We start from the raw sequence: 26,048 nt of genomic DNA, 5'->3' as shown, positions 1-26,048 counted from the left end.
CGGCAGATCAGGACATGCCCCGCAAGCCACGGTTCAGTCTTCGCGCGGCTGTTATTGCAATCGTTCTTGGAATTCTATGGCTGCTCCTCTTCCATAACGCACCGCCGCGCGAGGGCACGGTGGCCGGGCACGGAATCGTGGTTGACCAAAAGATCAGTACAAAAGGCCTCTGCGAGCCTATAGCCGACGTCGTGATCGATGGCGCCACGTACCGGACTCCTCCAGGAACCAGCGCCGAGCCCTGCGCCTACGGGATCGGCGAATCCATCGATGTCACCTACCACCCTGATGACATCACCGGAACGCTTGAGATTCCTTTGGAAGGACCATCCAAGAAGGCTGTAGCGCTTTTGCCCTTGATAGGGGTCGCGCTGCTTATCGGCGGCACAATCTCCCTGGTTGGAAACATCCTTTACCGCCGGAAAGTGAAAGCCCAAAAATAGCTTGGCGATGGGTCTGTACCGCATTGCCTGGCGGGCGTAATCTGGCCAACACATTGCCCCGTACGCGGCCGACGGGTGGGCGAGCCGCGAAGTGATCCCTTTTGACGGACCACCGGAGCCCCAAAGAGCAGCATGAAGGGGAAACACCATGGCAACTCATCGAGCACGACGCCGGCACTTGGCTTTTGCAGGCGGATTGGCCGCCCTTGCACTCACGTTAGGATTCACGGCCAGTCCGGCGACCGCCGCACCGCCGGCACCCATCACGTATGTGGCACTCGGCGATTCGTACACGGCGGGGACGGGAGCGGGGGACTTGAGCAGGCCGCCCGTTGCTTGTTGGCAAAGCCCCGGTGGTTACGCCGACCTTGTGGACGCCTCGCCAAAGGTCACCTTGGTGGCCAATCTTGCGTGTCATGGCGCTGTCCTGAGCCAGAGCAGCCCGTTCTACGACTTCTTTACACCGACTGTTGGGGAACAGATCCTTGCCGGGCAGCAGGCCTTGGCGGGCGCTGATCTGGTCAGCATCACAGCTGGTGCCGTGGATGCCGGCAGTTTGCTTGCCTTGCAGGCCTGCTCTACACCGGATACACAGCTTTGCGCAGCCACAGTTCAAGGCATCATTCAAAACCTGCAGCTTGGTATCCTTCAGGCCCAGCTCGAGGCAACATACCAGGCCATCCAGCTGGCGGCACCGGACGCTGTCATCGCTGTTCTGGGCTACCCTCGCCTGTTTGATCCGTCGCAGGGCGACATTGTGATCAATGGGATCACAATTGTTCCCGTCCAGAACCAAATACTCGTGAATCAAGCTATTGATGCCCTCAACGCGACCATTGCAGCGGCTGTGGAAGACAGCGGAACCAACGCCGTGTTCATCGATGTGACAAAGCGATTCATCGGGCACGCGGTCAACTCAGACAATCCCTGGATCGTCCTGGATCTCACGCAGCCGTTTTTGGATGCAAACTTCCATCCGAACGACGCCGGATATCAGGCTTACGCATCAGCACTGCTCTCCGCGGTGAAGCTAACTCAGCTCGCCAAACGCTAAACCACTAACACGTTGCGAACCCGCTGTTTCGTTGTTGCCCAATAACGAAACAGCGGGTTCGCAGCGTTCAGGCAGGCAGCGTTCAGGCAGGCAGGAAGCCCGCACGCTCAAACCTTGTGCCAACGGCTCCCAGCCCCGGCGCTGGCCTCAACCGCTGCCAGCACTTTCTGTACCTGCAAGGCATCAGAGAACGACGGCGAGGGGTGCTCGCCAGCGCCGATGGCATTCACGAGGTCCACCACCTGATGCGTGAATCCGTGCTCGTAGCCCAGGCCGTGCCCTGTGGGCCACCAGTTTCCGACGTAGGGGTGGGATGGTTCCGTCACGATGATCCGCCGGAAACCGGCGTCCTCCTCGGAGGCATCGTAGAAGGACAGCGAGTTCATGTCCTCGAAGTCGAAAGCCAACGAGCCGAGCGTGCCATTGAGTTCCAGCCGCATGGCGTTCTTCCGTCCCAGGGCAAACCGCGTCGCCTCGAACACGCCGATCGGGCCGGCGTCGGATGTCTTTCCGGCCCCGGATGTCTTTGCCTGGAAACGGGCGGTGAAGATCGTTGCGTCGTCCACAGTTACTGGCCCGCGCGGACCGTCGGTACCGCCATGCCCACCGAGCCCTACGAGGTCCCCGCCGATCGGCCGTTCCTTCACGAACGTCTCCATGAGGGCCGAAACCCCGGTGATGCTGGACCCGGTGATCCACTGGGCAGCGTCGATACTGTGCGCACCGATATCACCCAGTGAACCGGAGCCGGACTTTGACTTGTCCAGGCGCCACGTTAGAGGGGCGTCTGCGTCCGACAACCAGTCCTGGAGATACTGGGCCCTGACGTGCCGGAGCTCGCCCAGCCGGCCGTCGTCCACCATCCGCTTTGCCAGGGCCAGTGCAGGAGTTCGCCGATACGTGAAACCGCACATCGAGTACACGCCCCGCTCGGCGGCCGAGGATGCGACAGCGGTCATCTTTTCGGCCTCCACAACACTGTTGGCCAAGGGCTTCTCGCACAGCACGTGTTTGCCCGCTTCCAAGGCAGCAATCGCAATCTCGGCGTGCGTGTTTCCGGGGGAACAGATATCGATCAGGTCGATGTCATCGCGCTCAATCAGGCGACGCCAATCGGTCTCTACGGAATCCCAACCGAACTTGTCCGCGGCTGCCTGAACACCGGCAGCATTCCTGCCAGCCAGCGCCGTCAGCTCGGGCGCAAGTGGGAGATCGAAGAAGCGGGGCGCGGTTCGCCACGCATGCGAGTGGGCCGCGCCCATGAAGGAGTAGCCCACCATGCCTACCCGCAGCTTCCGCGTCACAGTCGAACGCCTTCCCCCGCAAGTGCGCTGTCTCCGGCAAGCGAACTGCCTCCCGCAAGAGCACTGCGAACCGATGTCCAGGACTTCAAGACCTCCAACACGGCGGGGTCCCGTTCGGCAAGGAGGGCCTGCTGGTACGAGTTCTCAAGCAGCGCATCCACGGAAACCCGGGCCCCGGACGAGGCACTCAGAATGGCAGCCTCCACCATGGCCAGGCTCATGATGTTCTGGTGCACCTGGCCCATTGGAGTGCTTCCAGTGCGGACTGCAGATACGAAGTCGCGCAGCGAGCCAGCGATTTCCTGGCCCGGATCGGAAGCACCGGGCCCCGGAGGAACAGGCGTCGAGGAAACAGGTTCGTTGTCTCCGTCCCACAAGACCGTGCCGTGCTCGCCGCTGATCCGCCATGAGGCGTTCCACGAGGTTTCCTGACCGGGGCTGCACCAGCTTCCGTTGAACACGAAGCGCTCCCCGCCGGTCATTTCGAAGACGGGCCGTGGCCCCGGCATCACCGCGGTACCAACTCCAGGAGGGGTTGTACTCCTCGCAGAAAACAGAGACGGGATCGGCGTCGAGCAGGAACCGGGCCATGTCGAACTGGTGGATGGCCATGTCCAGCAACAGTGGGTGGTCCATGGCATCGCGGAAGCCGCCAAAATGCGGCGCCTTGAAGAATTCGGCAGAAACAATGCCAACAGGGCCGAGAGACCCGGACAGCCGCTTGGCTTCAAACAGCTGCCGGTTGTAGCGCCGTGACTGGCTGACCATGAACAGCTGGCCGTGAAGTTCAGCAGCTGCTGCCAACGACAGCCCTTGGGCCACCGTCGAGGCCACGGGCTTTTCGCCAAGGACCGGCAGGCCCGCAGCGAGTGCCTCGGTCGTGACCGGATGATGCGCGACTGGAACGGTGACGTTGATGACCGCTTGGGCTCCGACGTCGGACGCCAGCGCCGCCGTGCCGGCACCTACCGGAAGGTCGGGACGGCCCAGAGAGGCTGCCGCTTCTGAGGCCGTGGCAAGGTCCAGATCCACGATGCCCACGAGCTCCACCAACGGTGACGCCTCAACGGTTCGAAGCCAGGCGCGGCCCATGCCTCCGGCACCGACCACGACGACGCGAAGGGGAGTGCCGTCGTCGGGGATTGTGGCGAAAGGCGTGCTCACGCGTTGGCTCCTTGGTAGCTCTTGCCGTTGAAGAAGTCGTTGGTTTCATACCTGAGCAGCTCCGGGACGGCGCGCTCGGGACGGTCGGTGACGGCCCATTCCACGGCGTTGGCGATGACGCGGCGGATGTCTTTGTGGTGGTATACGGGGTAGTCCTGGTCGCCGGGGCTGAAGAAGAAGATCTTGCCGTGTCCACGCCGGAACGTGCAGCCGGAACGGAAGACTTCGCCTCCGCTGAAGGAGCTGATGAACACCAGCTCCTCGGGCGTAGGGATATCGAAGAATTCGCCGTACATTTCCTGCTCAGGGATGACGATGGGGTGCGGCACGCCCTTGGCGATGGGGTGGGTCGGGTCCACTGTCCACACGAGCTCGCGATCATGTTCCGAGCGCCAGCGCAGGGTGCAGGTGGTGCCCATGAGCTTGGTGAAGATCTTTGACCAGTGCCCCGAATGGAGCACAATCAGGCCCATGCCCGCGAGGACCTGGCGGTGGACGCGTTCCACGATCTCGTCGTCAACGTCTGCATGGGACATGTGGCCCCACCAGGTGAGGACGTCGGTATTGGCGAGGACTTCCTCGGTGAGGCCGTGCTCGGGTTCGTCCAGAGTGGCGGTCCGGACCTCGACGGCGGAACCCAGGTTCTCCTCGATGCCCGCCTTGACTGCGCCGTGCATTCCCTCGGGATAGAGGCGTGCCACGAGTTCGTCCCGCTTCTCGTGCCGGTTTTCGCTCCAGACGGTGACGCGGATGGGCTTGCTTGTTTCAGGCATGGTTCTTTCCTTCTGATGAGTGACGGTCTACTTGACCGCGCCGCCGGTGGTGCCTGCGGCGATGTATTTTTGGGCCGCGACCAACAGGACGATGGCCGGGATGGAGGCGAGTACCGCCGTCGCCATCACTGAACTCCAGTCGTTCACGTAGGCGCCGATGTACTGGAAGATGCCCAGGGTGACCGGACGGACCGCTTCCGTGGTGGTGAGGGTCAATGCGAAGAGGAAGTCGCTCCAAGCGAACAGGAACGTAAAGAGTCCTGCGGTGATCAGCGAGTTCCGGCTCAGCGGAATCACGATCGACCAGAACGCCCGGACGTGCCCCGCCCCGTCCACCCGCGCGGCCTCAATCACGGATGCCGGCATGCCGTTCATGAACGCCCGGATGATGAGGATGGCGAACGGGATTCCGTGTGCCGAGTCCGCGAGGATCAGGCCCGGAATGGAGTTGAGCAGTCCGAGGTCGTTGTACGCCGTGTAAAGGGCGTTGGCCACTACGATGCCCGGGATCATCTGGCTGATCAGGATGGCGAAGAGGACAACGCCTGCGCCGCGCACCTTGAAGTAGGCCAGTGCGTAGGCTGCCGGGGCTGCGATTGCCAGGCTCAATGCCACGCTGCCCAGAGAGATGACCAGGCTCGTGCCGAGGTTCCCGGCTTGCTCATTGATGGCTGTGGCGTAGCCGGTGAAGTCGGGCTTCAAGGGCAACCACGAGGTTTCCAAGGTGGTGCCGTTGGGCTGCAGGGAGGCGTTGACCATCCAGTAGACCGGGAACAGCATGATGGCCAGGAAGAAGATAGCAAGCGCCGTGTAGCCCCAGTTCTTGCGTCCTGTTGCTTTTGATCTGGTGGGCCGGAGCGTGGGTGCCTTCAGTACGGTTGTCATGGTTTCCTCACTCATCCACAGCGCGTCGGCTTGCCCGCAGGTACAGGACCGCGAAGACCAGGGAAATGATGACCAGCACGTTGCCCAGGGCCGCGCCTTCGCCGAATTTGAATTCGTGGAAGGAGAGATCGTAGGACTGGGTGGCGATGGTCTGGGTCGAGTTCGCCGGGCCACCGTTGGTCAGGCCCAGGATGATGTCCAGCACCTTGAGGGTGTACACGACGCCGAGAACCAGCACCACACTCACTACCGGCCGGAGCATTGGCCACGTGATATGCCGGAACGCCTTCCAACCCGTGGCGCCATCAAGTGACCCGGCCTCGTACAGCTCGTTCGGGATCTCCTGCAGGCCGCCGTAGAGGATGGTCAGGTTGAACGGGATGCCAATCCAGATGTTCACCCCCACCACAGCGATCAAAGCCAACGAGGTACTGGTCAGCCACGGAACGCCGGTATCGACGATGCCCAGATCGCCCAGGAAACGGTTGAGTGCGCCGCTGTCCTTGTCCAGGATCCAACGCCACACGGCACTGGAAACGATCAAGGGAAGGAGCCACGGCAGCAGAAGCAGCGACCGCAGGATGCCGTTGAGCGGGAACTTACGTTGGAAGAAGATCGCCAACGCCAGCCCGATCACGAACTGCCCCAGGATGGAACCTATCGTGAACAGTGCGGTGTTCAGCAGCGAGGTGGAAAACAACGACGACGACAACACAGTTACGTAGTTGGCCAACCCTACCCATGGGGCTTCTCCGGTGAAGAAGGTCGCCGTGGTGTAGTCCTGGAAACTCATGACGACGTTCTTGACCACCGGGTAGCCAAAGAACAGCGCCATGTAGACCACGGCAGGGACCAGGAAGAGCCACTGGAAGATGCGCTCGCGACGTTGGCGGGTCCGGCGTCGTGGTTTCTGCGCTTCTGTAGGCGAGCCTGCCGGGCGGCCGCTCTTTGCCTTGGCCTTTCCGGTGGAACGTGCCGCTGTTTGCGACAAATCTGTTGTCAATGACATGGCTCGCCGCTTACTGGCCTTGCGCTTGCTTGAGGGCATCAGCCGGGGAGGCGTTACCGGTCAGGGCAGTCTGGATTGCGGTGTAGATCTTGGTTGCCTGGGCGGGCCATTCTGTACCGAGCTCGCCGGTGCGGGCCCGGGCCGTCTTGATCAGCTCCGTGAACGTAGCAAGCTTCGGGTTTTCGGTGGCGAACTTATCCGCCAGCGTGGTCTTGGAAGGAATGGTGTTGCGGACCTTGGCCATGGCCATCTGGTTCTCGTCGCTGTTCAGGCAGGCAACCACTTCCGCAGCCTTGGCCTGGCGTGCCTTGTTACCGGTCTGGGGGACCGTCCACACCTCGCCACCCAGCGGGGCAACGGACGTCTGGCCGGCTTCACGGACGGGGATCTTGACCACGCCGTACTGCAGAGTGGGCTGCTTATCCAGGGCCGGAATCTGCCATGGGCCGTTGACCATCATGGCTGCTTTGCCGGCCATGAACTGGTCCTTGACATCGGCCTGGGTCCAGTTGAGGGCGGAGGAAGAGACGGAGCCGCTCTTGACCAGGTCGGTCCAGAGCTGCAGTGCTTGCTCGGTCTCCTTGGTGTCGATCTTCTTTTCGTCGCCGCCGTTGGACCACATGACCGGGAGGAACTGCCAGGTGCCTTCATACGTGGGGTTGGCATTGAACGCGAGCCCGTACTGGTCGCCCGCAGTGAGCTTCGCGCTTGCTGCCTTCAGCTCATCCCAGGTGGTGGGCGGGGTGACGCCGGCCTTGTCCAGGATGTCCTTGTTGTAGAACAAGGCAATGGTGTTCACGGTGGGAGCCAGCCCGTACACCTTGTCCTTGTAGGTACCTGCACTCAGGACACCCTCGGCGAAGTTGTCAGTGCTGATCTTGAAGTCTGCCAAGGGAGCCAAGGCGCCGGTGGCGGCAATCTGCTGGAGATCCGGATTATCCAGCATGAGCACGTCCGGCAGCGTCTTGGAGGAGGACTGCTGGAGCACCTTGGAGATCAGGGACTTGCCCGGAACGGTCTCCCGCTTGATGGTGACACCTGCCTGGGTGCCGCACTTGGTAAGGGCGTCACCGATGAAGGACTTGTCGGGCTCGTTGTTGTAGTAGTCCATCACGGAAATTTCGGTGACGGCCTCCGACGACGAAGCTGCAGTGGAGGTCCCGCAGGCTGAGAGGGCCAAGGGGAGGCCGACCAATGCAGCGACGGCGAGGGCAAGAGGACGACGGGCTGTCCTTTGTGCTGACTTCATTGTCTGTTCCTTTTTCTGGGGGTTGAGTTATCGATGCGTATCGACGATGCGTATCGATGAATTCGGAAACTGTAGTACAGGGTGCTTTGAGAGGGTTTAGCTGCCGTGGGGTGGACGCAGCGTGCTGGCACGGTGCGTAATGACCGTGGGTACCAATTCCAGGGATTCGGTTGGTCCCTGGTTTTCGGTTTCGAGGAGATCGCAAATAATCTTCACCGCACGGCGGGATACTTCGGCCGGGCGGAGGTCAATGGTGGAAAGGGGGACGGGCTGAAGCTCAGCCAAGGTGGGGGAAGCGCTGCCGATGACGGACACATCCGTGCCAGGAGTCAGGCCGCGGCTGGTCAGGACCCGTCGAAGAACGTCCTGAACGGTGCCGTCCGGAGCGATAAACGCAGGTACTCCGGTGGTCTCCGCCAAGGCTTTGTCCACGGATTCTGCGATCGCTTCGCGATCAGTTCCGCCAGGGAGGTGAAGCACTTTGACGCCCAGGCTTTGGGCGGCTTTGTCGGTGCCGGACATGAACCTCTCAACGTAGTTCACGTGGCGGTCGACTACTTCCGGCTGCCAGTCAAGGACGGAGATGACTTCATGGCCTGCCGCAGCGAGGTCCTGGACGCACTGTTCTCCGGCCATTTCAAAGTCGGCATCAATGCAAACCAAACCGGAGGGATCATGCGGGATGCCGATCAGCACCACGGGAACGTGGAGGCTGCGGACCACCGGGAGACGTTCGTCGTCGCCTTCCACCTGCATCAGGATCAGGCCGTCGCAGATCTGCTGGCCCACCACACGCTGCAGCCCGGGTGCGCCCTCATCCTCAGTGACCAGCAGGATGTCGTGGTCAAAGAGGCGGGCGGTGTTGGCGATCACGGAGACGAACTCCATGATCGATGCCATGTGCAACTCGGGGATGAAAGGGATAACGAGGCCGATTACGCGGGTCCTGCGGCTGGCAAGTGCGCGGGCTCCTGCATTTGGCTGGTAGGTCAGCTGCTGGATGGCGTCCTCCACCTTTTTCCGCGTTTTCTCGGAGATGGGCCGCTTGCCGCTAAGAACATAGGAAACCGTGCTCTGTGCAACGCCGGCGGCCTGGGCAACGTCCTTGCTGGTGGGCATGTCCCGGCCTCCTTGCGCTCTCTGCTGAACGGTCTGCGTGTGGTTCTGTGCTGCTCTGTGGTGCTCTGTGTTGCTGGTGTTGCGCGCTCTGTTGTTCGTGTGCGTGCTTTGTTGTTCGTGTCGTCGATACGTATCGTCGATGCGCATCGAGAACGAGTATGACATGAGTCACTCGCCCCGCGCAATACCCACATTCCGTCCCTCTCTCACATCCACCGCCCTTTCACCGGATGTTCTCTCATTTCCTCACGCCTTTCGGCGGATGTTCTGTCACATCGCCGCGGACGAATGTGCTTAGCTGGCTCCTATGGACGGGACAGCACCGCAGTTAGGCGTCCACTGGGATGGCGCCGTGAACGCCTGGCGGATCGCGGGGGACGTGTACAGGATGGGTCGCCACGAGTGGGTTACGGAAGCTGGATGGCGCCAAATGTACGACGACGGCATCCGCACTGTCATCGATTTGCGCGCCTCGGGCGAGCGGCGGCAACGCGACACCGATCCCGAGGTGCCGTACGACGTGAAGGCTCGAATCGACGTCGTGCATTGCCCCACGGAGGACCCGGACCATAGCGATTTTGGCGAGCTCTTCGGCCCGTACCTGAAGGACCCGGCGCAGTACGGCGAGTATGTGGGGCTGTTTGCCGGGAAGATTGCGGCCGTCTTCAAAGCCATCGCGGCCGCGCCTGGCAAGGTCGTGATTCACTGCTCGGCGGGCAGGGACCGCAGCGGGGTGATCGCACTCATGCTGCAACGTTTGGCCGGTATTGGTGATGACGAAATCCTGCGCGGCTATGAACTTGCGGCGCGGGGGATCAATGAGCGGCACCGAACCCACGGGGCACCGCATGCGCACGATCCCTACCTTTCAGACGAGGAGTTTGAGGCCTGGTTGGAGCAGAAGCGGGCTGGCGTGAGGGCCTTCTTGGGTTCGCTGGAAGTCGAATCGTTTCTGAGGGGGAATGGGGTCACCGATGCAGAACTGGCGGCGATCCGCGTCAAGCTGCAGTGATGTGGGAGAACGATGGCCCGAATCGTGCGGTATGTGAGAGAACGATGGCCCAAAACGTGCGGTGTGTGAGAGAACGATGAAATTCCTGCTGTACTCCTCCGGGCATTCATGTACCCTGTATATATTACCGAACGGCCGGTCAGTAATGTTCGCGCTCCCGCAGACCCAATGACCGAGCCGATTTCACGTGCCTTGGAAGGACCCGTCGACGATGACCACTACCGCAGTCGCCCCGGAAACCACAGCCGTTGCAACCGTCCCCAGCTATGTCCAGGATGCTTGGTGGACTCCCGCTCCCGACGCAAAAACCGTCCCGGTCCGTGATGCCAGCACCGGAGAAGTCCTGGCCAACGTCAGTACCGATGGACTGGACTTTGCCGCCGTCGTACATCACGGCCGCACCACCGGCCAGGCCGAACTTGGAAAGCTGACCTTCCACCAGCGTGCGCTCAAGCTCAAAGAACTTGCCATGTACCTCAACGGCCGGCGCGAAGAGCTGTACGAGTCCTCGTCCCAGTCCGGCGCCACAAAGATCGACAACATGATCGACATTGACGGCGGCATCGGCGTTCTCTTCACTTTTGGGTCCAAGGGTCGCCGCGAACTGCCCAATTCGCAGGTTGTGGTGGATGGGCCGATGGAGGTGCTGTCCAAGGACGGTTCATTCGCCGGTGAGCACATTTACACCCGTATTCCTGGTGTCGCGGTGCAGATCAACGCCTTCAATTTCCCGGTCTGGGGCATGCTGGAGAAGTTCGCGCCCGCCTTCCTGGCCGGTGTTCCCACCATCGTCAAGCCGGCCACGCCCACGGGCTACGTTGCAGCCGCTGCCGTCAAGGCGATCGTCGAGTCCGGCATCCTGCCCGCGGGATCCCTTCAGCTGATTTCCGGCTCCGCCCGGACCATCCTGGACGAACTGGATTACCGCGACCTCGTCTCCTTTACGGGCTCGGCGTCCACGGCCAACTCACTGAAATCGCACCATAACGTGGTCCAGGGTGGTGTCCGCTTCACCTCCGAGACGGACTCGCTCAACGCCGCCATCCTCGGCCCCGACGCCGTTCCAGGCACACCGGAATTCGAGGCATTTGTCCGGGCTGTCGTCACCGAAATGACCGTCAAAGCCGGCCAGAAGTGCACCGCCATCCGCCGCGTGATCGTTCCGAAGGAGCTGATTTCCGACGTCTCCGCCGCCATTGGTGCACGCATCAACGAGCGTGTCGTCGTTGGCGACCCCCGCGCCGAGGGCGTCACCATGGGCGCCCTGGCTTCGCTGGAGCAGCTCGCCGACGTCCGCGCGGCCGTTCAGTCAATGCTCGACGCCGGTGGTGAGCTTGCGTACGGAACGCTCGATTCGCCGTCGGTCACCTCCGTCGGCGGCAAGGTGGGCGTCGTGGAAGACGGCGCGTTCATGTCTCCTGTACTCCTTAACTGGGCAGACGCGGAAGCCGAAGAAGTCCACTCCCTTGAAGCGTTTGGCCCTGTGTCCTCGGTAATCGGATACTCGGATCTTGCTGATGCCATCCGCCTGGCAGCCCGCGGTTCGGGTTCACTGGTGGCTTCCGTGTGCACCAACGATCCTTCCGTGGCGCAGGAGCTGGTGCTCGGCATCGCAGCGCACCACGGCCGCGTTCACATGCTCAACCGTGAAGACGCGCGCTCGTCCACCGGTCACGGTTCCCCGGTCCCGCACCTGGTTCACGGTGGTCCCGGCCGCGCAGGTGGTGGCGAGGAATTGGGCGGTATCCGCTCGGTCCTGCACCACATGCAGCGCACCGCCATCCAGGGCTCGCCGAACATGCTCACCGCCGTCACCGGCCAGTGGCACACCGGCGCTGACCGCAACTTCACCGTGGAAACCGAAGGCGAGCACCCTTTCCGGAAGCACCTCTCGACGCTGAGGATCGGCGACGCCGTTCGCTCCGATCTGCGCCAGGTGACCCTCGAGGACATCACGGCCTTCGCCAACTCCACGGGCGATACGTTCTACGCGCACACCAACCAGGAAGCAGCCGAGGCCAATCCCTTCTTCCCCGGAATTGTTGCCCACGGGTACCTGCTCCTGAGCTGGGCTGCCGGTCTGTTCGTTGAGCCCGCGCCGGGTCCTGTGCTGGCCAACTACGGCTTGGAGAATCTGCGCTTCATCACGCCGGTTGCAGCTGGCGACTCCATCCGCGTCACGTTGACCGCCAAGAAGATCACGCCACGCGAGACCGACGAATATGGCGAGGTTGCCTGGGATGCCGTGCTGACCAACCAGAACGACGAGATCGTAGCCACGTACGACGTCCTGACCCTCGTGGAGAAGTAACCCCACCTTTAAAAGCAACGCGGGGTCACTTAGGGCCCATGTTGACAGCCAACATGGGCCCTAAGTGACCCCGCGTTGCAGTTTAACCGGCGCTTGATTCCCGGAGAGTCAACCCGGGCGCGAAGTCGTGTTCTTTCGGGGGCAGGCCTTGAATTGCATCGATCAAGGCGTCAGCCATGGCAGCGCCCTGAAGGTTGAGCTTGGTGCCGACCGTCGTGAGCCTTGGCCGCAATTGCTCGGCCAACTGGACTTCCTCGCACGCAACAAGGCCGATTCGCCCGGGCGTGGCCAATCCAGCGTCGGCCAATGCGGACATTGCCCCCAAAGCCACGGAAACACTGGACGCCACGATGCCTTCCGGGTTGTCGGGGCCGGAAAGTAAGCGCTGCGTGGCGCCGCGGGCCGCGTCGGTGCTGTACTCGGTGCGGACAATGAAGTCCTCTGCATCTTCATGCCCCGCCTCGGTGCAGGCACGGAGAAAGCCAAGGGTCAGGAACGGCGACAGCACGGACGATTCGCTCCCGCCGAGCAGCGCCACGGGCCAACGCCCTTGGTCCAGCAAATGCTTGGTGGCTTGGTAGGCAACGGATTCGTAATCCGTGGTCAGGACCAGCGCACCCGTCCCGGCAAGCTGCGGAGTGCCAAGCAGAACCTTCGTACCACGGTCCTCGGCCTCCTCAATGGCGGCACGTACAGCGGCCGTATCGATGTCGTCACCTGTTGCCAAAATGACACCGTCAACACCCTGCAAAGGCAGGGATTCCAGGAGCCGCTCAAGGCGGGTGATGCTGTGGTCAAGGTCGCAGAGAAGGACGCTGTAACCGCGTCCTTCTGCGGCATGGGCAACGGCCTTTGCCAGCTGGCTGTGGAAGGGCTGGGCGATATCGCCCACCAGCAGTGCGATGGTGTTGGAACGTCCACTGCGCAGGCTGCGGGCCGCGCTGTTCAGCACATAGTTCAGCTGGGCGACGGCGTCCATCACCTTGGTGCGCGTCTCCTCCGCAACAGTCGATGGGGCGGTAAAAACACGCGAAACTGTGGCGCGGGAGACGCCGGCCGCCCGCGCCACATCGAGCATGGTTGCTGGTGCCGCGCTACTTACCGTCATGGGATCTGATGGTATCGAGAAACAGCGCCGCGTAGCGACGTCCGTCGACACCGAGGGCGACGTCGATGCTGTCGCGGCTTAGGTAGCCGTGTGGCAGCGTGGTCTCGGAGGCCTTTGTCCGGCGGTCGACGACGGTCTGCCCCCGGGTCAAGGGGTTTGAGAGGCTGACTTCAACCCGATGGCGATGGGTCACAAGGCCTTCCGGATCGATCACGGCACAGACGGCCCCGGCGTCACCAATGCCTGCCGAACCGGGCGACGTCAGCCGGAAGTCATCCGCATTAACCTTCGCCAGATGAGTCAGAAGATGACCGCTGAGCCGGCATCCGGCGTCGTCGGATTCCCTCAGCAGCTCAATGTCGGGTGCCTCGATCGCCACGGAATAGAACACGTCCAGTCCGTACATGGTGATTGGCAAGCCACTGCTGATGACGATCTGGGCTGCCTCGGGATCGTGCCACACGTTGAACTCGGCCACGGGCGACGCGTTGCCCACTGACGCCGATCCACCCATGAAAACGATCTTCCCGATGTTCGCCGCAACTTCCGGGTAGGCCCGCAGCAGCAGGGCGATGTTCGTCATCGGGGCGAGGGGCACCAAAGTGACAGGCTCAGGACTGGAGAGGATCTCGCGCCGCAAAAGTTCGACGGCGTGAATCGCCTCGGGCTTTCTGGCTGACGGTTCCCAGCCAAGATCGGCCAGCCCGTCCCCGCCATGGACGTGGCCGGCGTCCCGGGGTTCCTCGAGCAGGGGCCGGGCAGCGCCGGCGGCCACCGGGACACCCGTGGCGCCGACAGCGTCCAGGACCGTCAACGTGTTTCGGACTACTCCTTCCAGACTGGTGTTACCAGCAACGCAGGTGACGGCGCGCAGGTTCCAGTCAGGGTGGCGGGCAGCGAACATGAGGGCGAGAGCGTCGTCCACCCCTGTGTCCACATCAAGAATCAGTTGTCCCATGGTTCTACTCCGTGGATTCAATGAGCTCGGCGAGATCCTCGAGGTCCGGGGTGTCCCTGAACCGCAACACTACGCGATCCATCGCTGCCTCAGGGAAGGCAAACGGTGCCTCGTACTCTGCGGAAACTGTACTGACCGGGTCCGAGCCGATGTCCATGCCCCAGAACGACAGGTGGCTGGACGTGCCGCTGATTGTCGCTGCAGCAACCACCTGATCCCCATGGAGCAGTTCTGCCAGCGCTGCCCTGTCGTCCAGGGGAGTCAGGCGCAGGCCCACTGCCTGCGGTCCGCCGGACAAGGCAGTGTCAGACTTCAGCACATCGCGGGCGCCCAAGGCATGGTGTTCGAAGATCAGGACATCGTTGCGAACGTAGAGCACGTAGCCGCCTTGTTGGTTGCCGCTGGATATTAGGACCCCTTCCATTCCCGGGTTGAATTCCCGGAGGTGGGCAGTGAACTGAAGGGCGCGGTCGCTGCCCGTGATGGCGCTGGCAAACGGGACGTGGCTCTGGCCCGCCCTGAAAACGATCTCCTTGCGATTGACCAAGCCAGCCGGACCCCGGGCAGTGAGCAGCTCTACCAGGGTGCGGTCGTCCAGGGGAAAAGCGCCTATTTGCTCCGCCTGCTCCCACCAGAGTTTTTGTAGGGTCCGAAGTTTTTCCGGCTCGGCCGCGGCGAGGTCGTGCGCCTCCGCGAAGTCTTCCCGGGTGTTGTACAGGCGCCAATCGTCCTGCTCGTAGTCCTGTCCGTGAAGATGTGCCGTCACGGCTTTCCACTCACCATGGCGGATTGCACGGTGGCCCAGCATCTCCCAGAATTGCGTTTCGCGGGGCTCCTTCACGGCTGCATCGACGAACGTCGCAACTGCCGACCCGCCGTCGAACGTTGTATCAGTCTCTATGTTGGCTGCATCCAGGAGGGTGGGCGTGATGTCGATGGCGTGCAGGAACTGGTTCCTGACCTCTCCCGCTTTGGAGATCCCCGCCGGCCAGGAAACGACCAGCGGCGAACGTACGCCGCCAAGGTCAACGAACTGCTTGTAACGGCGGAACGGCGTGTTGCCCGCCATGGCCCAACCCTCCGGATAGTGGGCGCCACCCAGGGGGCCGCCGAGCTGAGGCAGCAAGCTGACCTGCTCGACGGCGGGCCTGCGGACGCCCGAATACGGCGCGTTGCAATCGACATCGCCCGTGGGGCCCGCCCTCGCGGGATGCACCATTGTCCGACATGACCAGGACGATGGTGTTCTCGTAAAGGTCCATCGCCCTCAACGCTTGAACAACACGGCCAATTTGGGCATCCGCGTGCTCAAGGAAACCGGCGAAGGCAGCTTGCAGGTGGGTGAAGACATCCTGTTCGGTACTGCTCAACTCCTCCCACGCGCGGACGTCTGCCAGCCGTTCCGTGAGTGCCGTGCCGTCCGGCACGACGCATAGTTCCACCTGCCGCTTCAGCCTGTCGCTGCGGGTTTTGTCCCAGCCCTTGGTGAAGACATCGATGTACTTTTCGATGTACTCCCTCGGCGCTTGGAAGGGGGCATGGGTGGCCCCCAAAGCCAACTGGAGGAAGAACGGAGCGTGCGGACGGTACGTGGTGTGGTCCTTGAGGAAACGGATTGACTGTTGGGCCAGGTCCTCGCTGAGGTGGTAGCCCTCCCGGGCGGGTGGTTCAATGCTGTGGTTGTCGGCCACCAGCTCGGGGGAGTACTGGTCCGTGCAGCCATCCAGGAAACCGTAGAAGCGGTCGAAGCCACGGTTCAGCGGCCAGTTGTGGAACGGCCCGGCCGGCGTGAGTTCGTTCAGTGGCGCAAGGTGCCACTTACCGGCCAGATAGGTTCCGTAGCCGTTCCTGCGCAGTATCTCCGGGAGCATGGGCACGTCCGGACGGACGCAGCCGCGCGAGTTGGGGAAGCCAGTGTCTGCATCGGCCAGGAACCGCATGCCCACAGAGTGGTGGTTGCGGCCCGTGAGCAGGCTCGCCCTGGTTGGGGAGCACAGGGGGGTGACGTGGAAGTTGGTGTACCTGAGCCCTTCTTCGGCCAGTCCATCGATGGCAGGCGTGTTGATTTCGGAGCCAAAGCAGCCGAAGTCCGACCATCCGGTGTCATCAAGTATGACCATGAGAATGTTGGGTTGTGAGCCGTTGGCTGCTTGCTGCTCGGGCCACCAAGCCTCGGATTCGGCAACTGTGGTGCCGATGCGGCCGGGAAATTCCTGCTGCATTGCTGCGGTTCCGTTCTGTTTCGGGACGTGTTTGTTTGCTTTAGAGCTGGGAAGCAGCCACGGACGCGGGCGATGCCTGGGAAGCATGGACCACCTGGGTCTTGCGGGACGTCAGGTATAGCGCGCAGCCGAGGGCGACAAGCGCAACCAGCATGAGATATCCGGAGATGCTCCACGTGGCGCCGCCGGCGTTGTTTTGGAGGGCCTGGGCGATCAGCGGGCCGAATCCGCCTCCGATTACCGTGGCCACCTGGAACCCAATGGACATTCCGGTGTATCGGACCTTCGGGTCCAGGACTGCTGCGAAGAGCGTGGCCTGCTGGCTGAACAGCATTCCCACGATGAGTCCATTCGCGGACATCACAACGAACAATGCCAGGACGCTTTTGGTCTCCATGAGCCAGAACATGGGAAAGGCCCACAGTGCCAACGCCACGGTGGCGGTAACCAGAACCCGTCGTGGGCCGAAGCGGTCAGAGATGATGCCGGAAACGGGCGTGATGATGAGGTTGGTGATGGAAGAGGCAATGTTGGCCATCAAGGCTACCGTGGGGCTGATGCCCAGCGTGGTTGTAGCGAAGCCGATGATGAAGACGCCCTGCATGAAGCCCAGCGTGGTGTCGCTGACATGCACGCCAATCATCGCTAGTATCTGCTTCGGGTAGCGGCGCAGCGCAACGACCAGGGGCAGCTTTTCCTTGGCCGCAGGCGTGGCCACGGTCTTCTCGAAGTCCGGCGTTTCCGTGATTTTCAGACGCAGGATCAATCCAAAGATCACCAGGACTGTGCTCAGCAGGAACGGGATACGCCATCCCCAAGCGAGCAGGTCTGCCCGGGACAGTGTGCCCGTGAGAATTGCTACGACGCCGCTGGAGAGAATAACGCCGATGGGAGCGCCGGCCTGGACAAGGCTGCCGAAGAAGCCGCGCTTGGCTTCCGGTGCATGCTCGACGGCGAGCAGTGCAGCGCCGCCCCATTCGCCGCCGAGGCCTATGCCCTGGAGGAAACGAAGTGAAACCAGCATGATCGGTGCCCAGACCCCAACTTGTGAGTAGGTGGGTAACAGGCCGATGCCCACGGTGACGAATCCCGTTAGGAAGAACGTGAAGAGCAGCATCTTCTTACGGCCAACGCGATCACCGAGGTGCCCGATGACGATGCCGCCAAGGGGCCTCGCAACGAATCCGACGGCGAACGTACTCAGTGAGAGGACGGCAGCCAGGCCGGGGTCGCCGCTGGGGAAGAAGACAGCCCCGAAAACGAGTGCAGCCATGGGGCCGTAGACGAAAAAGTCGTAGTACTCCAGCACCGAACCGATGGTGCTGGCACTGGCGGCAGTCCACGGTGAAGTCTTCGTGGGGGCCTTTGACGCATGGGTTGTATGTGGGGGGTTCATGTTAATCCTCGTCGCTTAACTGTAGCCATGGGATCGATCTCATCCTCTTCCCCAATGGACACCTTGTTTGTGATGAGATCGATCCCATCACGTTAGGTGATGTCCGTCACGCGTGTCAAGGGGTGTGCGCCGTGAGGTTCAAAACCGGTCCTCTCTCACATCCCACTGCTTTTTCCCGGTTCCACGCTCACATCCCGCGCGCTTCTTTCGGTTCCTCTCTCACATCCCGACCTGTTTTAGCGGTTGTTCCTTCAGATAACGACGAAGCGCGTCCCCCATGCAGGGGGACGCGCTTTGTCTTGAGGGGTTGGTTAAAGCTGGTATTCGGCTTGTTGGCCGAGCGTCTCATGGATGCACAGAACGTTGTTCTCGGTATCCATGAACCAAGCGCACTTCTCTGCGTCGGTGGTGCAAATATGGTTATCGGTCTTGAGCTCAGGCTCGTCGTAATCCTGGAATTTGACGCCTTGGGCTTCCATCTCCGCAACAGTCCGCTCGATGTCCTCGACCTCAAAGCTCATGGCGGTATGACCGGAGTGCTTACCGTCCGTGACCGGCAACAACTGCAGCATAGGGCCGCCGTCGTTGCCAAATAGATCATTTCCGTCCCATGTCCTGCCGCGATGCGGAAGGCCGAGCTTTTCCGCGTAGAACTTTCTTGCGCGGCTCAGGTCATCGACAGGCAGGACAGTTGTGGCTGTGTTAAGGGCTAGATGCATTTGGCCACCTCCTACGCTGAAAATTTTACGCTTGAGGCCCCCGGAAGGATCTTACGAATCATGTCATAAGGTTGAACGATGGGACTTGGCCGGGTTGCGCTAGATGCGTTCCGAGGCCTAACCCTGCCCGATTTAGTCTCGGACCAGACGAGGCTCCTGTTCGTCGGCATCAATCCTGGCCTGCGTGCTGCTGCAGTGCAGGCGCACTTCGGTGGCGGCAGCAATCGCTTCTATCCAGCGTTATTTCGGGCCGGCATCGTCGATCGTCGGATCGATGCCTCTGCAGGGTTCCGCCCCGGGGACCTCAATCATCTGCTGGAACGTGGCGTTGGGATTACGTCCATAGTTGCGGAAGCTTCGGCGCGAGCGGATGAACTCACCCCGGAGCAACTCCTTGCCGGAGCCAAAGCACTATCTGCGCGCGTCGAACTTATGGCGCCGGCAATGGTTGCAGTACTGGGAATCGGAGCCTATCGGACCGCTTTCGCCCGGCCTAGGGCGACGTGGGGACGACAGCCGGATTCCCTTGGGCGTTCCCCGGTTTGGGTACTCCCAAACCCGAGCGGCTTGAACAGGCACGCGAGTCTTGCTGATCTCGCCGCTGCCTACCGTGAAGTCGCCGTCGCGGCTGGCATCGAACCGTTTCCTGGCCCGGAATAGCTACCTTGGTCGGACCAACCGGTGGCCTTCACAGTCCGTCAATGAGCCCGTCGATAATGTTGCTGAACCTCTCGGCTGGCCCACCTGTTTTGACCAAGACGCTTAGTCCGATAACGGACGCAACGAGTTGGCTGGCGACAGCGTCGGGGACCTGGCCACGGCACGGCGACAAAGGGTGAGAGAGGAAGCGCAAAAAACCCGCGGGATGTGAGAGGGGAACCGTAAAAAACCCGCGGGATGTGAGAGAGGAAGCGTAAAAAACCCGCGGGATGTGAGAGAGGAACCGTAAAAAACCCGCAGGATGTGAGAGAGGAACCGGGAAGGGTCAGGCGGCGGCGTGGAGGCCGTCGAAGGCCATGGTGATGACGTCGTCGGCCAGCTTCTCGGGGGACAACGAGCCGCCCGGCTTGTACCACTCCACGATCGAGTTGATGGTGCCGAACAGGAGCCGCGTGACCGTCCGGGGGTCGATGTCCTGGCGCAGCGAGCCGTCTTCACGGGCAGCGGCTATCAGGGCAGCCACCTTGTGGTCGAAGGCACGCCGGCGTTCCAGGGCATCACGTTCAATCTCGGTGTTTCCCCGCAGCCGCAGCAGCAGGGTGACGAACGGCAGCCTGTCTACCAGCACCGCAATGGTCTGCCGGAGCACGAACTCAAGCCGGGCATCGGCCGGCCCGGAGGTGGCTGAAGGCTCATCCAGGATGGCCTCCAAGCCGCCCAGGGCGTGGTCCAGGGCGAGCTTTAGCAGATCGCCCTTGGACGGCACGTGGTGGTAGATGGCTGACTTGGAGATCCCGAGGTTCTCAGCCAGGATGCCCATGGACGTTGCGTCGTATCCGTGGCGGTTGAAGACGTCGACGGCGATGCGGAGCACCGACTGCTGGTCGTAACCGGGCCGTCCGCGCTTGGTGGTTGTCTCAGTAGGCATGGTGGCATTTTCTCACGATCTCTAGACGGGCTGCCGGTCAGCGACGCCGCATGTCAGCCCTTTGGCCGCAGGTCGTAGATCCGGCGGAGCTTGCCGTTGGAACGCTCAAGGGAACCGGGCTCTACAACTTCAACTACGCAAGAAGACCCCACATGAATCTTGATCTGCTCGCGTAAGGTGCGGGCCGCCGTCGTGCTTGACTCTGCGGGGACGTTTTCGCGCCGCTCGATTTTCACGGTCAGCGAATCCATTCGCTTGCCTTCGGGGCGGGTGATTTCGAGCTGGAAGTGCGGGCTGAGCTCGGGGATGCGGAGGGCGATTTCCTCGATCTGGGAGGGGAAGAGGTTCACGCCGCGCAGGATGATCATGTCGTCGCTGCGACCGGTGATGCGGCCCATCCGGCGGTGTGCGGGGCGGGCGGTGCCGGGGAGCAGGCGGGTGAGGTCCTTGGTGCGGTAGCGGATGATCGGCAGCGCTTCCTTGGTGAGGGACGTGAAGACCAGCTCGCCGGGTTCGCCGTCGCCCAGGACCGTGGAGTGATCGAAGGGATCGATGATTTCGGGGCGGAAGTGGTCTTCCCAGATGTGGCAGCCGTCCTGCGTTTCAACAGCTTCGCCAGCCACGCCCGGGCCCATGACTTCAGAGAGTCCGTAGATGTCCGAGGCCTTGATGTTCATGGTGGTTTCGAGCTCGTGGCGCATTTCTTCGGTCCACGGCTCGGCGCCGAGCACCGCGTACTTCAGCGATGTGGAGGTGGGGTCGATGCCCTGGTGTGCCATGGCGTCGGCGATGGTCAGCAGGTACGTGGGGGTTGCCAGGATGGCGTCCGGCTTGAAGTCCTGGATGAGCTGGATCTGGCGTTCGGTCTGGCCGCCGGACATCGGGATGACCGTGCAACCGAGCGCTTCAGCGCCTGCATGTGCCCCGAGCCCGCCGGTGAAGAGGCCGTAGCCGTAGGCGTTGTGGACCTTCATGCCGGGTCGGACGCCGGAGGCGCGCAGGGAACGGGCCACCAGGGTTGCCCAGTTGGCGAGGTCGTTCTTGGTGTAGCCCACCACTGTAGGGCGCCCGGTGGTGCCGGAGCTCGCGTGGATTCGGGCAACCTCATTCTGGGGCACCGCGAACATGCCAAACGGGTACTCCAGCCGGAGGTCTTCCTTGGTGGTGTAAGGGAACTTGCCGAGGTCGCTCAATTCGCGGAGGTCGGTCGGGTGCACGCCGGCTTCGTCGAACTTGCGCTTGTACAGCGGCACGCGATCGTAGGCGTAGGCCACCGTGTGCTGCAGGCGGCTGAGCTGGAGTGCTTCAAGCTCGTCGCGGGACATCGTTTCTTCGCGGTCCAGGATGGGGGCGGTTGCCGTGGAGGCGGGCGATGTGGGCGCGGCGACGGTGTTCTGGGTCATCTGGAGTTCCTACTTCTTGGAGATGGTGCGGCTGCGGCCCCGGAACTCTGCAATGAGTTCTCCGGGATCTGGATCGGGGGTGGCGCCCGCGGCGCCGGGTGAAGCCGCGTAGATCTGGATGTCGTAGAGGCCGCTGCGGCCAGTACTCGCGCGACGGTTTGCGACGGCGGTAATCACCTGGCCTTCGAACGCCGGCTTGATAAAGTTGATGTCGACGCCGGACGCCACCGTGATGTTGGCAGCTTGCTTTGGCGTTGGGTTGGCCGGGTTGCAGGCCAGTGCGAAGGCGGTGTCCGCGAAGGCGAAGATCATTCCGCCATGGGCCATTCCGAATCCATTGAGCATTTCCTGGCGGAGGTGCATGCGGATGGTGGCATGGCCGTCGTCGATCTTGAGGACCTCAATGCCCATCCATTCAGACGCGTAGTCGTTCGTCAGGATGTGGTGCGTTGCACCGGAGAGGGTTGTTTCAACCATGCGTCATTGCCTCCAGCTTTATTTACCGAATGTTCATTAGGTAATCCCAGATCGGCCCAACTGTCAAGACTGGACAAGCTCAGGGCCGGGATTTGGACGCGCCTAGTAGCCTCGAAGACATGCCCGAAATTGAGCTTCCGATCATGACCGAACGACTCATTCTGCGGCGTTTCGAGGCCGAGGACCTTGAGCGGTTCCACGCCTATCAGTCGCTGCCCGAAACCGCCCGGTACCTGCTCCGAAACGAACTGACCAAGACGCAATCCATGGAAGTCCTGGGCCGCTACGCGAATGCGCAGTTCAGGCATGAAGGCGATTGGGCCTGCCTCGCCATCGAGCTCCAGGACCGTCCGGGACTCATGGGCGAGATCGTCCTGAAATGGCTGGAGGGAACAGGCCAGGCTGAGCTTGGCTGGATCCTCCACCCCGAGGGCAGGGGGCAGGGAATCGCGACGGAGGCGGCGGAGGCTGTCATGAAGCTGGCGTTCGGCCAGTTGAACTTCCACCGCATAGACGCGAAACTCGATGCCCTGAACACCGGCTCCGCCGGTATCTGCAAACGCCTGGGGATGCGGCTTGAGGCCACCCTCGTGGACAACTGGCACTACAAAGGCCAGTGGGCCACCGAGAACATTTATGCGATCCTCGACTCCGAATGGCGGGCGCGCCAAGAGGGGGCTTGACGGCGTCAAAGCCCCAACGCGTCAGCCGCCGCCCACCAGCCAGCCAACCGCCAGCCAAGCGAAAAGGGCGCCGCACCCTAAAGCCAGCCCACCGCCGTCGTGCCTTTAATCCTGGATCGGCCAGGTCTTGTGGTGCTTAAGCTGTTCGGTGAGTTGTGCCTCCGGCAAAGGCCGGCTGAAGTAGTAGCCCTGCCCGCTGGTGCACCCAATGCTGAGCAGGAAGTCTGCCTGCTCTGCGGTTTCGATTCCCTCCCACACAGCACCGAGGCCGCACGCACGAATGAGTTGCAGGACTGCCGCGAGGAGGGCGGGCTGCGCGGGGTCGCTACCGAGTGCCGAGAGGAGCGTTCGGTCCACCTTGACGGCGTGCACGGGCAAGCGGCGGAGGTAGTCAATGGAGGAGTAGCCGGTGCCGAAGTCGTCGATCTCCATCTCGACGCCCAGCCGCCGGAGGCTGTTCAGCGTGTATCGGTCGAGGTCGTTGCCTTGAATGACAGCGCTTTCGGTCAGCTCCAGAACCAGTAGCGAAGGGTCCAGCCCGGCCGAGGTCAACGCTTCGCGTACGTCCTCCACGAACTCAAGCCGCTGGAGGTCTGCGGCGGACACGTTGATGCGCATGTTGAAGTCGTGGCGTCCCGTCAGGGGGTCGCTGCGCCACCGCTGCAACTGCTCGACGGCGGTGCGCAGCACCCAGCCGCCCAGATCGGAAATCATCCCCGTTTCCTCGGCGATGGGGATGAATTCGTCCGGCATGATCATGCCGCGGGTGGGGTGATTCCAACGGACCAGGGCCTCGACGCCTTCAATTCCGCGGGTGTCCAAGCGGATGATGGGCTGGTAGTGGAGCACCAGCTGCGAACCGGCGATTGCTTCCTTGAGCTCACCCACGAGTTGGTTGCGCAGTTGCCGGGCAAGGAGCATGTCCGAGTCAAAAACCTTCAACTTGCCGCGCCCATCCGCCTTGGACTCATACATGGCGATGTCCGCTTCCATCATCAGCTCCTCGGCGGTCTTGCCGGGATCTGCCATACGAAGGCCCATGCTGGCGCCACACCGTACATACTGGCCTTCGATCTCCATTGGACCGTCCATGGCGGCCAGGATCCGGTTGCCGATCGAAGCCGCCTTCGCGGCGGTAACGTCCTGCAGCAGGATCGCGAATTCGTCGCCGCCCATGCGGGCAACCATGTCCTCCTCGCGGACGGCGGAGCTGATGCGGGCTGCCACCGTTACCAGCACCTTGTCTCCGAAGGTGTGGCCCAGGGAGTCATTGACGCCCTTGAAGCCGTTCATGTCCATCAGCAGGATGGCCGGCCGTTGGTTGCCATTGGGTTCCCTGCCCTGGGATTCGGCCAGCGCGGCGGAGAAAGCGGAGCGGTTGTGAAGGCCCGTGAGGGGATCGGTCATGGCCATGTGCTGCATTTCGCGGTGGGCCTCGTGCAGCTGCCGGGTGCGGGCCGCTACCCGCTGCTCCAGCTCTTCATAGACAATCTGGAGGTCCTCGGCCAGGAGATTGGTACCCATGATCACGGCGTCGATCTCGTCGCGGGCATCGGAGATTTCAATCCTGGTGTGCAGGTCTCCCGCAGCGAGCCTGACGATGCCATCAAGCAGCAATCCCAGACGTGGATCTGATGCGGCATTCGAGTTTTCCTCGGACATGGTTACTCCCCGTGCGGTTCGCCTCGCTGCTCAACCATATCCCGGAGGTATTCGCGAACGGCCGAGCTTCGATCAGGCAGCGCTGCCTGATCGAAAAGGCTCGCGGTTTCGCTAAAAGTTGCCACGGCTTCTTCCCGGCGGCCCTGGGCAAGCAAAGTCCTGGCCAGGAGGAAGTGCGACTCCGCGGAGGTTTGGGTGGCGAGGATCGAAGACCGGGCACACAAGGGCTCAAGGATGGTCAAGGCTTCCTGCATGTCACCGTTGAGGTAGTTCCAGTGAGCGCGGACCAGGGACATTTCCAAATGGTCCCGCTCGGAACCGCCCACGATGTCTGTAGCGAGCTCCGCCCTCTCGATGCAGCGGAGGGTGGCGGCATCACTCAGCCGGGCCTGAAGCCGCATTTCGGCCGAGGCGCGGTTGAAGCGGGCCCACAAGTCCACGTCCTTGGATGGTGACAGCCGTTCGGAAGCAAGATCGTGGTACCGGCTGCCATCTTCAACCCGGTTTGCCAGGAAAGCGACGTTGCCGATCACCCAATAGCCCTTGCCCGCGGTGTCTTCGTCGATGTCTTCGGTCAGCAGGGATTCCAGCTCCAAGCACTCTCGCCAGGCATCGTCCAGCAGGCGGCTTTCGGCAAGGGAAGCAATGAGTGCACGCTGTGCCAGGATCTGCACATACACCAGGTCCGCGTCCCGGGCAGCCAGTTTGGCGGCGTCCGCTGCCATGGCAGCGGCCTCGGCCAGACGTCCCAGACCCTGCAGGGCAACGGCGACCATGGTTCCGGCTTTGGCTCCAAGCTCAGGCGAGGACGCCGTGAGCTGGTGCCCGTTCAGTTCCAGTGCCAATGCCAGGTATTCATCGATCCGGCCCTTGGTCCCGGAGGCATTCCGCCTGCAGGTAACGCATGTTCCACCAGGACACTTCATCCCCGGCATCAGCGGCAAGATGTGCGGCTTCACCGGCCAAGCGAAAGGCCTCATCAAAGTTACGTTCTTTCCATTTGGCGCGCGCATTGAGTCCGGCTACAAGATGGGGCGTTAATTGTGGACTCTGCATGTGCCCATTATCCATGTCCATAGCGAAGAAAAGCTCGTATAGTTTGCCACGTGACCTTTTTCAAGTCACACCGGTAATTCGCATCAGTATGAAAGGGCGCAGCGGATGAAGAAATTTGCGGCAACACTGCTCATGGCAGCAGTTCTGGCAGTAACGGGGCTGGCTGCTCCGGCTAACGCCGAGCCTTCGCAGGACAGCAACAGCACGGCAATCGGCTGGTGGCCGAACAGCACAACCACCAAAACGAATACCACCACCATAGGTTGGTGGCCGAACTAAATTGGGGGAGCGCCTCTCAAGGCCAGATGACTCAAACTGATGCCCCGGGCTTTTGCTCGGGGCATCGGTTTTGTTGCGGAGTGTGTCGCGGATTAGTGACTTTGCGGTCAGGTTTCAGGCCAGCCGTTGACGGAGCTGTCAAGGACGGGCACAAGACGCCATGAGGGCGTCAAG

24 protein-coding genes and 1 pseudogene are annotated in these 26,048 nt (G+C 62.1%); 7 read left to right on the top strand and 18 right to left on the bottom strand.

The window, feature by feature from the left end; all coding sequences use genetic code 11:
* The first annotated feature begins 14 nt into the window (after positions 1-14).
* Both LDP01_RS09655 and LDP01_RS09650 read left to right on the top strand, forming a co-directional pair.
* Positions 15-443, top strand: a complete 429-nt coding sequence (locus LDP01_RS09655) for a hypothetical protein (RefSeq protein ID WP_224088739.1) — start codon at positions 15-17, stop codon at positions 441-443.
* Between the two features lie 148 nt (positions 444-591).
* On the top strand, positions 592-1,497 hold the full coding sequence (locus tag LDP01_RS09650) for an SGNH/GDSL hydrolase family protein (protein WP_224088738.1): 906 nt from the start codon (positions 592-594) through the stop codon (positions 1,495-1,497).
* A gap of 107 nt (positions 1,498-1,604) precedes the next feature.
* Here LDP01_RS09650 and LDP01_RS09645 read toward each other — a convergent pair whose 3' ends face one another.
* From LDP01_RS09645 to LDP01_RS09615, 7 genes and pseudogenes are all read right to left on the bottom strand, one after another.
* Complete coding sequence (locus LDP01_RS09645; RefSeq protein WP_224091144.1) at positions 1,605-2,777, bottom strand: Gfo/Idh/MocA family protein; 1,173 nt, start codon at positions 2,775-2,777, stop codon at positions 1,605-1,607.
* A gap of 20 nt (positions 2,778-2,797) precedes the next feature.
* Positions 2,798-3,965: pseudogene (locus tag LDP01_RS09640) on the bottom strand (Gfo/Idh/MocA family protein).
* Complete coding sequence (locus tag LDP01_RS09635) at positions 3,962-4,738, bottom strand: ThuA domain-containing protein (protein ID WP_224088737.1); 777 nt, start codon at positions 4,736-4,738, stop codon at positions 3,962-3,964. The pseudogene LDP01_RS09640 and the gene LDP01_RS09635 overlap by 4 nt, the downstream one beginning before the upstream one ends.
* A gap of 27 nt (positions 4,739-4,765) precedes the next feature.
* Positions 4,766-5,623, bottom strand: coding sequence for a carbohydrate ABC transporter permease (locus LDP01_RS09630; protein ID WP_224088735.1), 858 nt, complete (start codon positions 5,621-5,623; stop codon positions 4,766-4,768).
* 7 nt (positions 5,624-5,630) lie between these two features.
* Positions 5,631-6,632, bottom strand: coding sequence for a carbohydrate ABC transporter permease (locus tag LDP01_RS09625; protein ID WP_224088733.1), 1,002 nt, complete (start codon positions 6,630-6,632; stop codon positions 5,631-5,633).
* 10 nt (positions 6,633-6,642) lie between these two features.
* Positions 6,643-7,881: a sugar ABC transporter substrate-binding protein gene (locus LDP01_RS09620; protein WP_224088731.1), complete on the bottom strand. Its 1,239-nt coding sequence runs from the start codon at positions 7,879-7,881 to the stop codon at positions 6,643-6,645.
* A gap of 96 nt (positions 7,882-7,977) precedes the next feature.
* Positions 7,978-9,000, bottom strand: coding sequence for a LacI family DNA-binding transcriptional regulator (locus tag LDP01_RS09615; RefSeq protein ID WP_224088729.1), 1,023 nt, complete (start codon positions 8,998-9,000; stop codon positions 7,978-7,980).
* 307 nt (positions 9,001-9,307) lie between these two features.
* On the opposite strand from LDP01_RS09615, the gene LDP01_RS09610 reads away from it, so the two are divergent.
* Entirely contained in the window at positions 9,308-10,012 is a 705-nt protein-coding gene (locus LDP01_RS09610) for a tyrosine-protein phosphatase (RefSeq protein WP_224088727.1), read from the top strand.
* Positions 10,013-10,223: 211 nt separating this feature from the next.
* Positions 10,224-12,323 carry a phenylacetic acid degradation bifunctional protein PaaZ gene (gene paaZ / locus LDP01_RS09605; RefSeq protein WP_224088726.1) on the top strand — a complete coding sequence of 700 codons (2,100 nt, stop codon included), beginning with the start codon at positions 10,224-10,226 and terminating at the stop codon, positions 12,321-12,323.
* Between the two features lie 82 nt (positions 12,324-12,405).
* Here paaZ and LDP01_RS09600 read toward each other — a convergent pair whose 3' ends face one another.
* The 6 genes from LDP01_RS09600 to LDP01_RS09580 all read right to left on the bottom strand — a co-directional run bounded on the left by LDP01_RS09600 (position 12,406) and on the right by LDP01_RS09580 (position 18,726).
* On the bottom strand, positions 12,406-13,431 hold the full coding sequence (locus LDP01_RS09600; RefSeq protein ID WP_224088725.1) for a LacI family DNA-binding transcriptional regulator: 1,026 nt from the start codon (positions 13,429-13,431) through the stop codon (positions 12,406-12,408).
* Complete coding sequence (locus tag LDP01_RS09595; RefSeq protein ID WP_224088724.1) at positions 13,418-14,389, bottom strand: nucleoside hydrolase; 972 nt, start codon at positions 14,387-14,389, stop codon at positions 13,418-13,420. The genes LDP01_RS09600 and LDP01_RS09595 overlap by 14 nt, the downstream gene beginning before the upstream one ends.
* Positions 14,390-14,393: 4 nt before the next feature.
* Entirely contained in the window at positions 14,394-15,458 is a 1,065-nt protein-coding gene (locus LDP01_RS23395; RefSeq protein WP_263433692.1) for a sulfatase/phosphatase domain-containing protein, read from the bottom strand.
* Positions 15,415-16,611 carry a sulfatase-like hydrolase/transferase gene (locus LDP01_RS23390; protein WP_263433691.1) on the bottom strand — a complete coding sequence of 399 codons (1,197 nt, stop codon included), beginning with the start codon at positions 16,609-16,611 and terminating at the stop codon, positions 15,415-15,417. The genes LDP01_RS23395 and LDP01_RS23390 overlap by 44 nt, the downstream gene beginning before the upstream one ends.
* A 40-nt stretch (positions 16,612-16,651) precedes the next feature.
* Positions 16,652-18,007: an MFS transporter gene (locus LDP01_RS09585; RefSeq protein WP_224088723.1), complete on the bottom strand. Its 1,356-nt coding sequence runs from the start codon at positions 18,005-18,007 to the stop codon at positions 16,652-16,654.
* A 311-nt stretch (positions 18,008-18,318) separates the two neighbouring features.
* Positions 18,319-18,726, bottom strand: coding sequence for a VOC family protein (locus tag LDP01_RS09580; protein ID WP_224088722.1), 408 nt, complete (start codon positions 18,724-18,726; stop codon positions 18,319-18,321).
* A gap of 78 nt (positions 18,727-18,804) precedes the next feature.
* Here LDP01_RS09580 and LDP01_RS09575 point away from each other — a divergent pair, with 78 nt between their 5' ends.
* Positions 18,805-19,386: a mismatch-specific DNA-glycosylase gene (locus LDP01_RS09575; RefSeq protein ID WP_224088721.1), complete on the top strand. Its 582-nt coding sequence runs from the start codon at positions 18,805-18,807 to the stop codon at positions 19,384-19,386.
* 325 nt (positions 19,387-19,711) lie between these two features.
* Here LDP01_RS09575 and LDP01_RS09570 read toward each other — a convergent pair whose 3' ends face one another.
* From LDP01_RS09570 to LDP01_RS09560, 3 genes are read right to left on the bottom strand one after another with little or no spacing between them, the layout of a single operon-like run.
* Positions 19,712-20,314 (bottom strand): TetR/AcrR family transcriptional regulator, encoded by a 603-nt coding sequence (locus LDP01_RS09570; RefSeq protein WP_224088720.1) that lies wholly within the window; start codon positions 20,312-20,314, stop codon positions 19,712-19,714.
* Positions 20,315-20,367: 53 nt separating this feature from the next.
* Positions 20,368-21,717, bottom strand: coding sequence for a phenylacetate--CoA ligase PaaK (gene paaK / locus LDP01_RS09565; RefSeq protein WP_224088719.1), 1,350 nt, complete (start codon positions 21,715-21,717; stop codon positions 20,368-20,370).
* Between the two features lie 9 nt (positions 21,718-21,726).
* Entirely contained in the window at positions 21,727-22,194 is a 468-nt protein-coding gene (locus tag LDP01_RS09560; RefSeq protein ID WP_224088717.1) for a hotdog fold thioesterase, read from the bottom strand.
* Positions 22,195-22,313: 119 nt separating this feature from the next.
* Here LDP01_RS09560 and LDP01_RS09555 point away from each other — a divergent pair, with 119 nt between their 5' ends.
* Entirely contained in the window at positions 22,314-22,877 is a 564-nt protein-coding gene (locus LDP01_RS09555) for a GNAT family N-acetyltransferase (RefSeq protein ID WP_224088715.1), read from the top strand.
* A gap of 105 nt (positions 22,878-22,982) precedes the next feature.
* Here the strand turns inward: LDP01_RS09555 and LDP01_RS09550 are convergent, their stop codons facing one another.
* Complete coding sequence (locus LDP01_RS09550; protein ID WP_224088713.1) at positions 22,983-24,539, bottom strand: putative bifunctional diguanylate cyclase/phosphodiesterase; 1,557 nt, start codon at positions 24,537-24,539, stop codon at positions 22,983-22,985.
* A 2-nt stretch (positions 24,540-24,541) separates the two neighbouring features.
* Entirely contained in the window at positions 24,542-25,465 is a 924-nt protein-coding gene (locus LDP01_RS09545) for a hypothetical protein (protein WP_224088711.1), read from the bottom strand.
* Between the two features lie 235 nt (positions 25,466-25,700).
* Between LDP01_RS09545 and LDP01_RS09540 the strand changes: the two genes are divergently transcribed.
* Complete coding sequence (locus LDP01_RS09540) at positions 25,701-25,874, top strand: hypothetical protein (RefSeq protein WP_224088709.1); 174 nt, start codon at positions 25,701-25,703, stop codon at positions 25,872-25,874.
* The last annotated feature ends 174 nt before the right edge of the window (positions 25,875-26,048 follow it).

Origin of the sequence: Arthrobacter sp. StoSoilB13 (genome assembly GCF_019977255.1) — a bacterium.
Classification (GTDB): Bacteria; Actinomycetota; Actinomycetes; order Actinomycetales; family Micrococcaceae; genus Arthrobacter.
The sequence above is the reverse complement of the archived record's forward strand: the minus strand, read 5'-3'. Positions and strand labels throughout refer to the sequence as shown.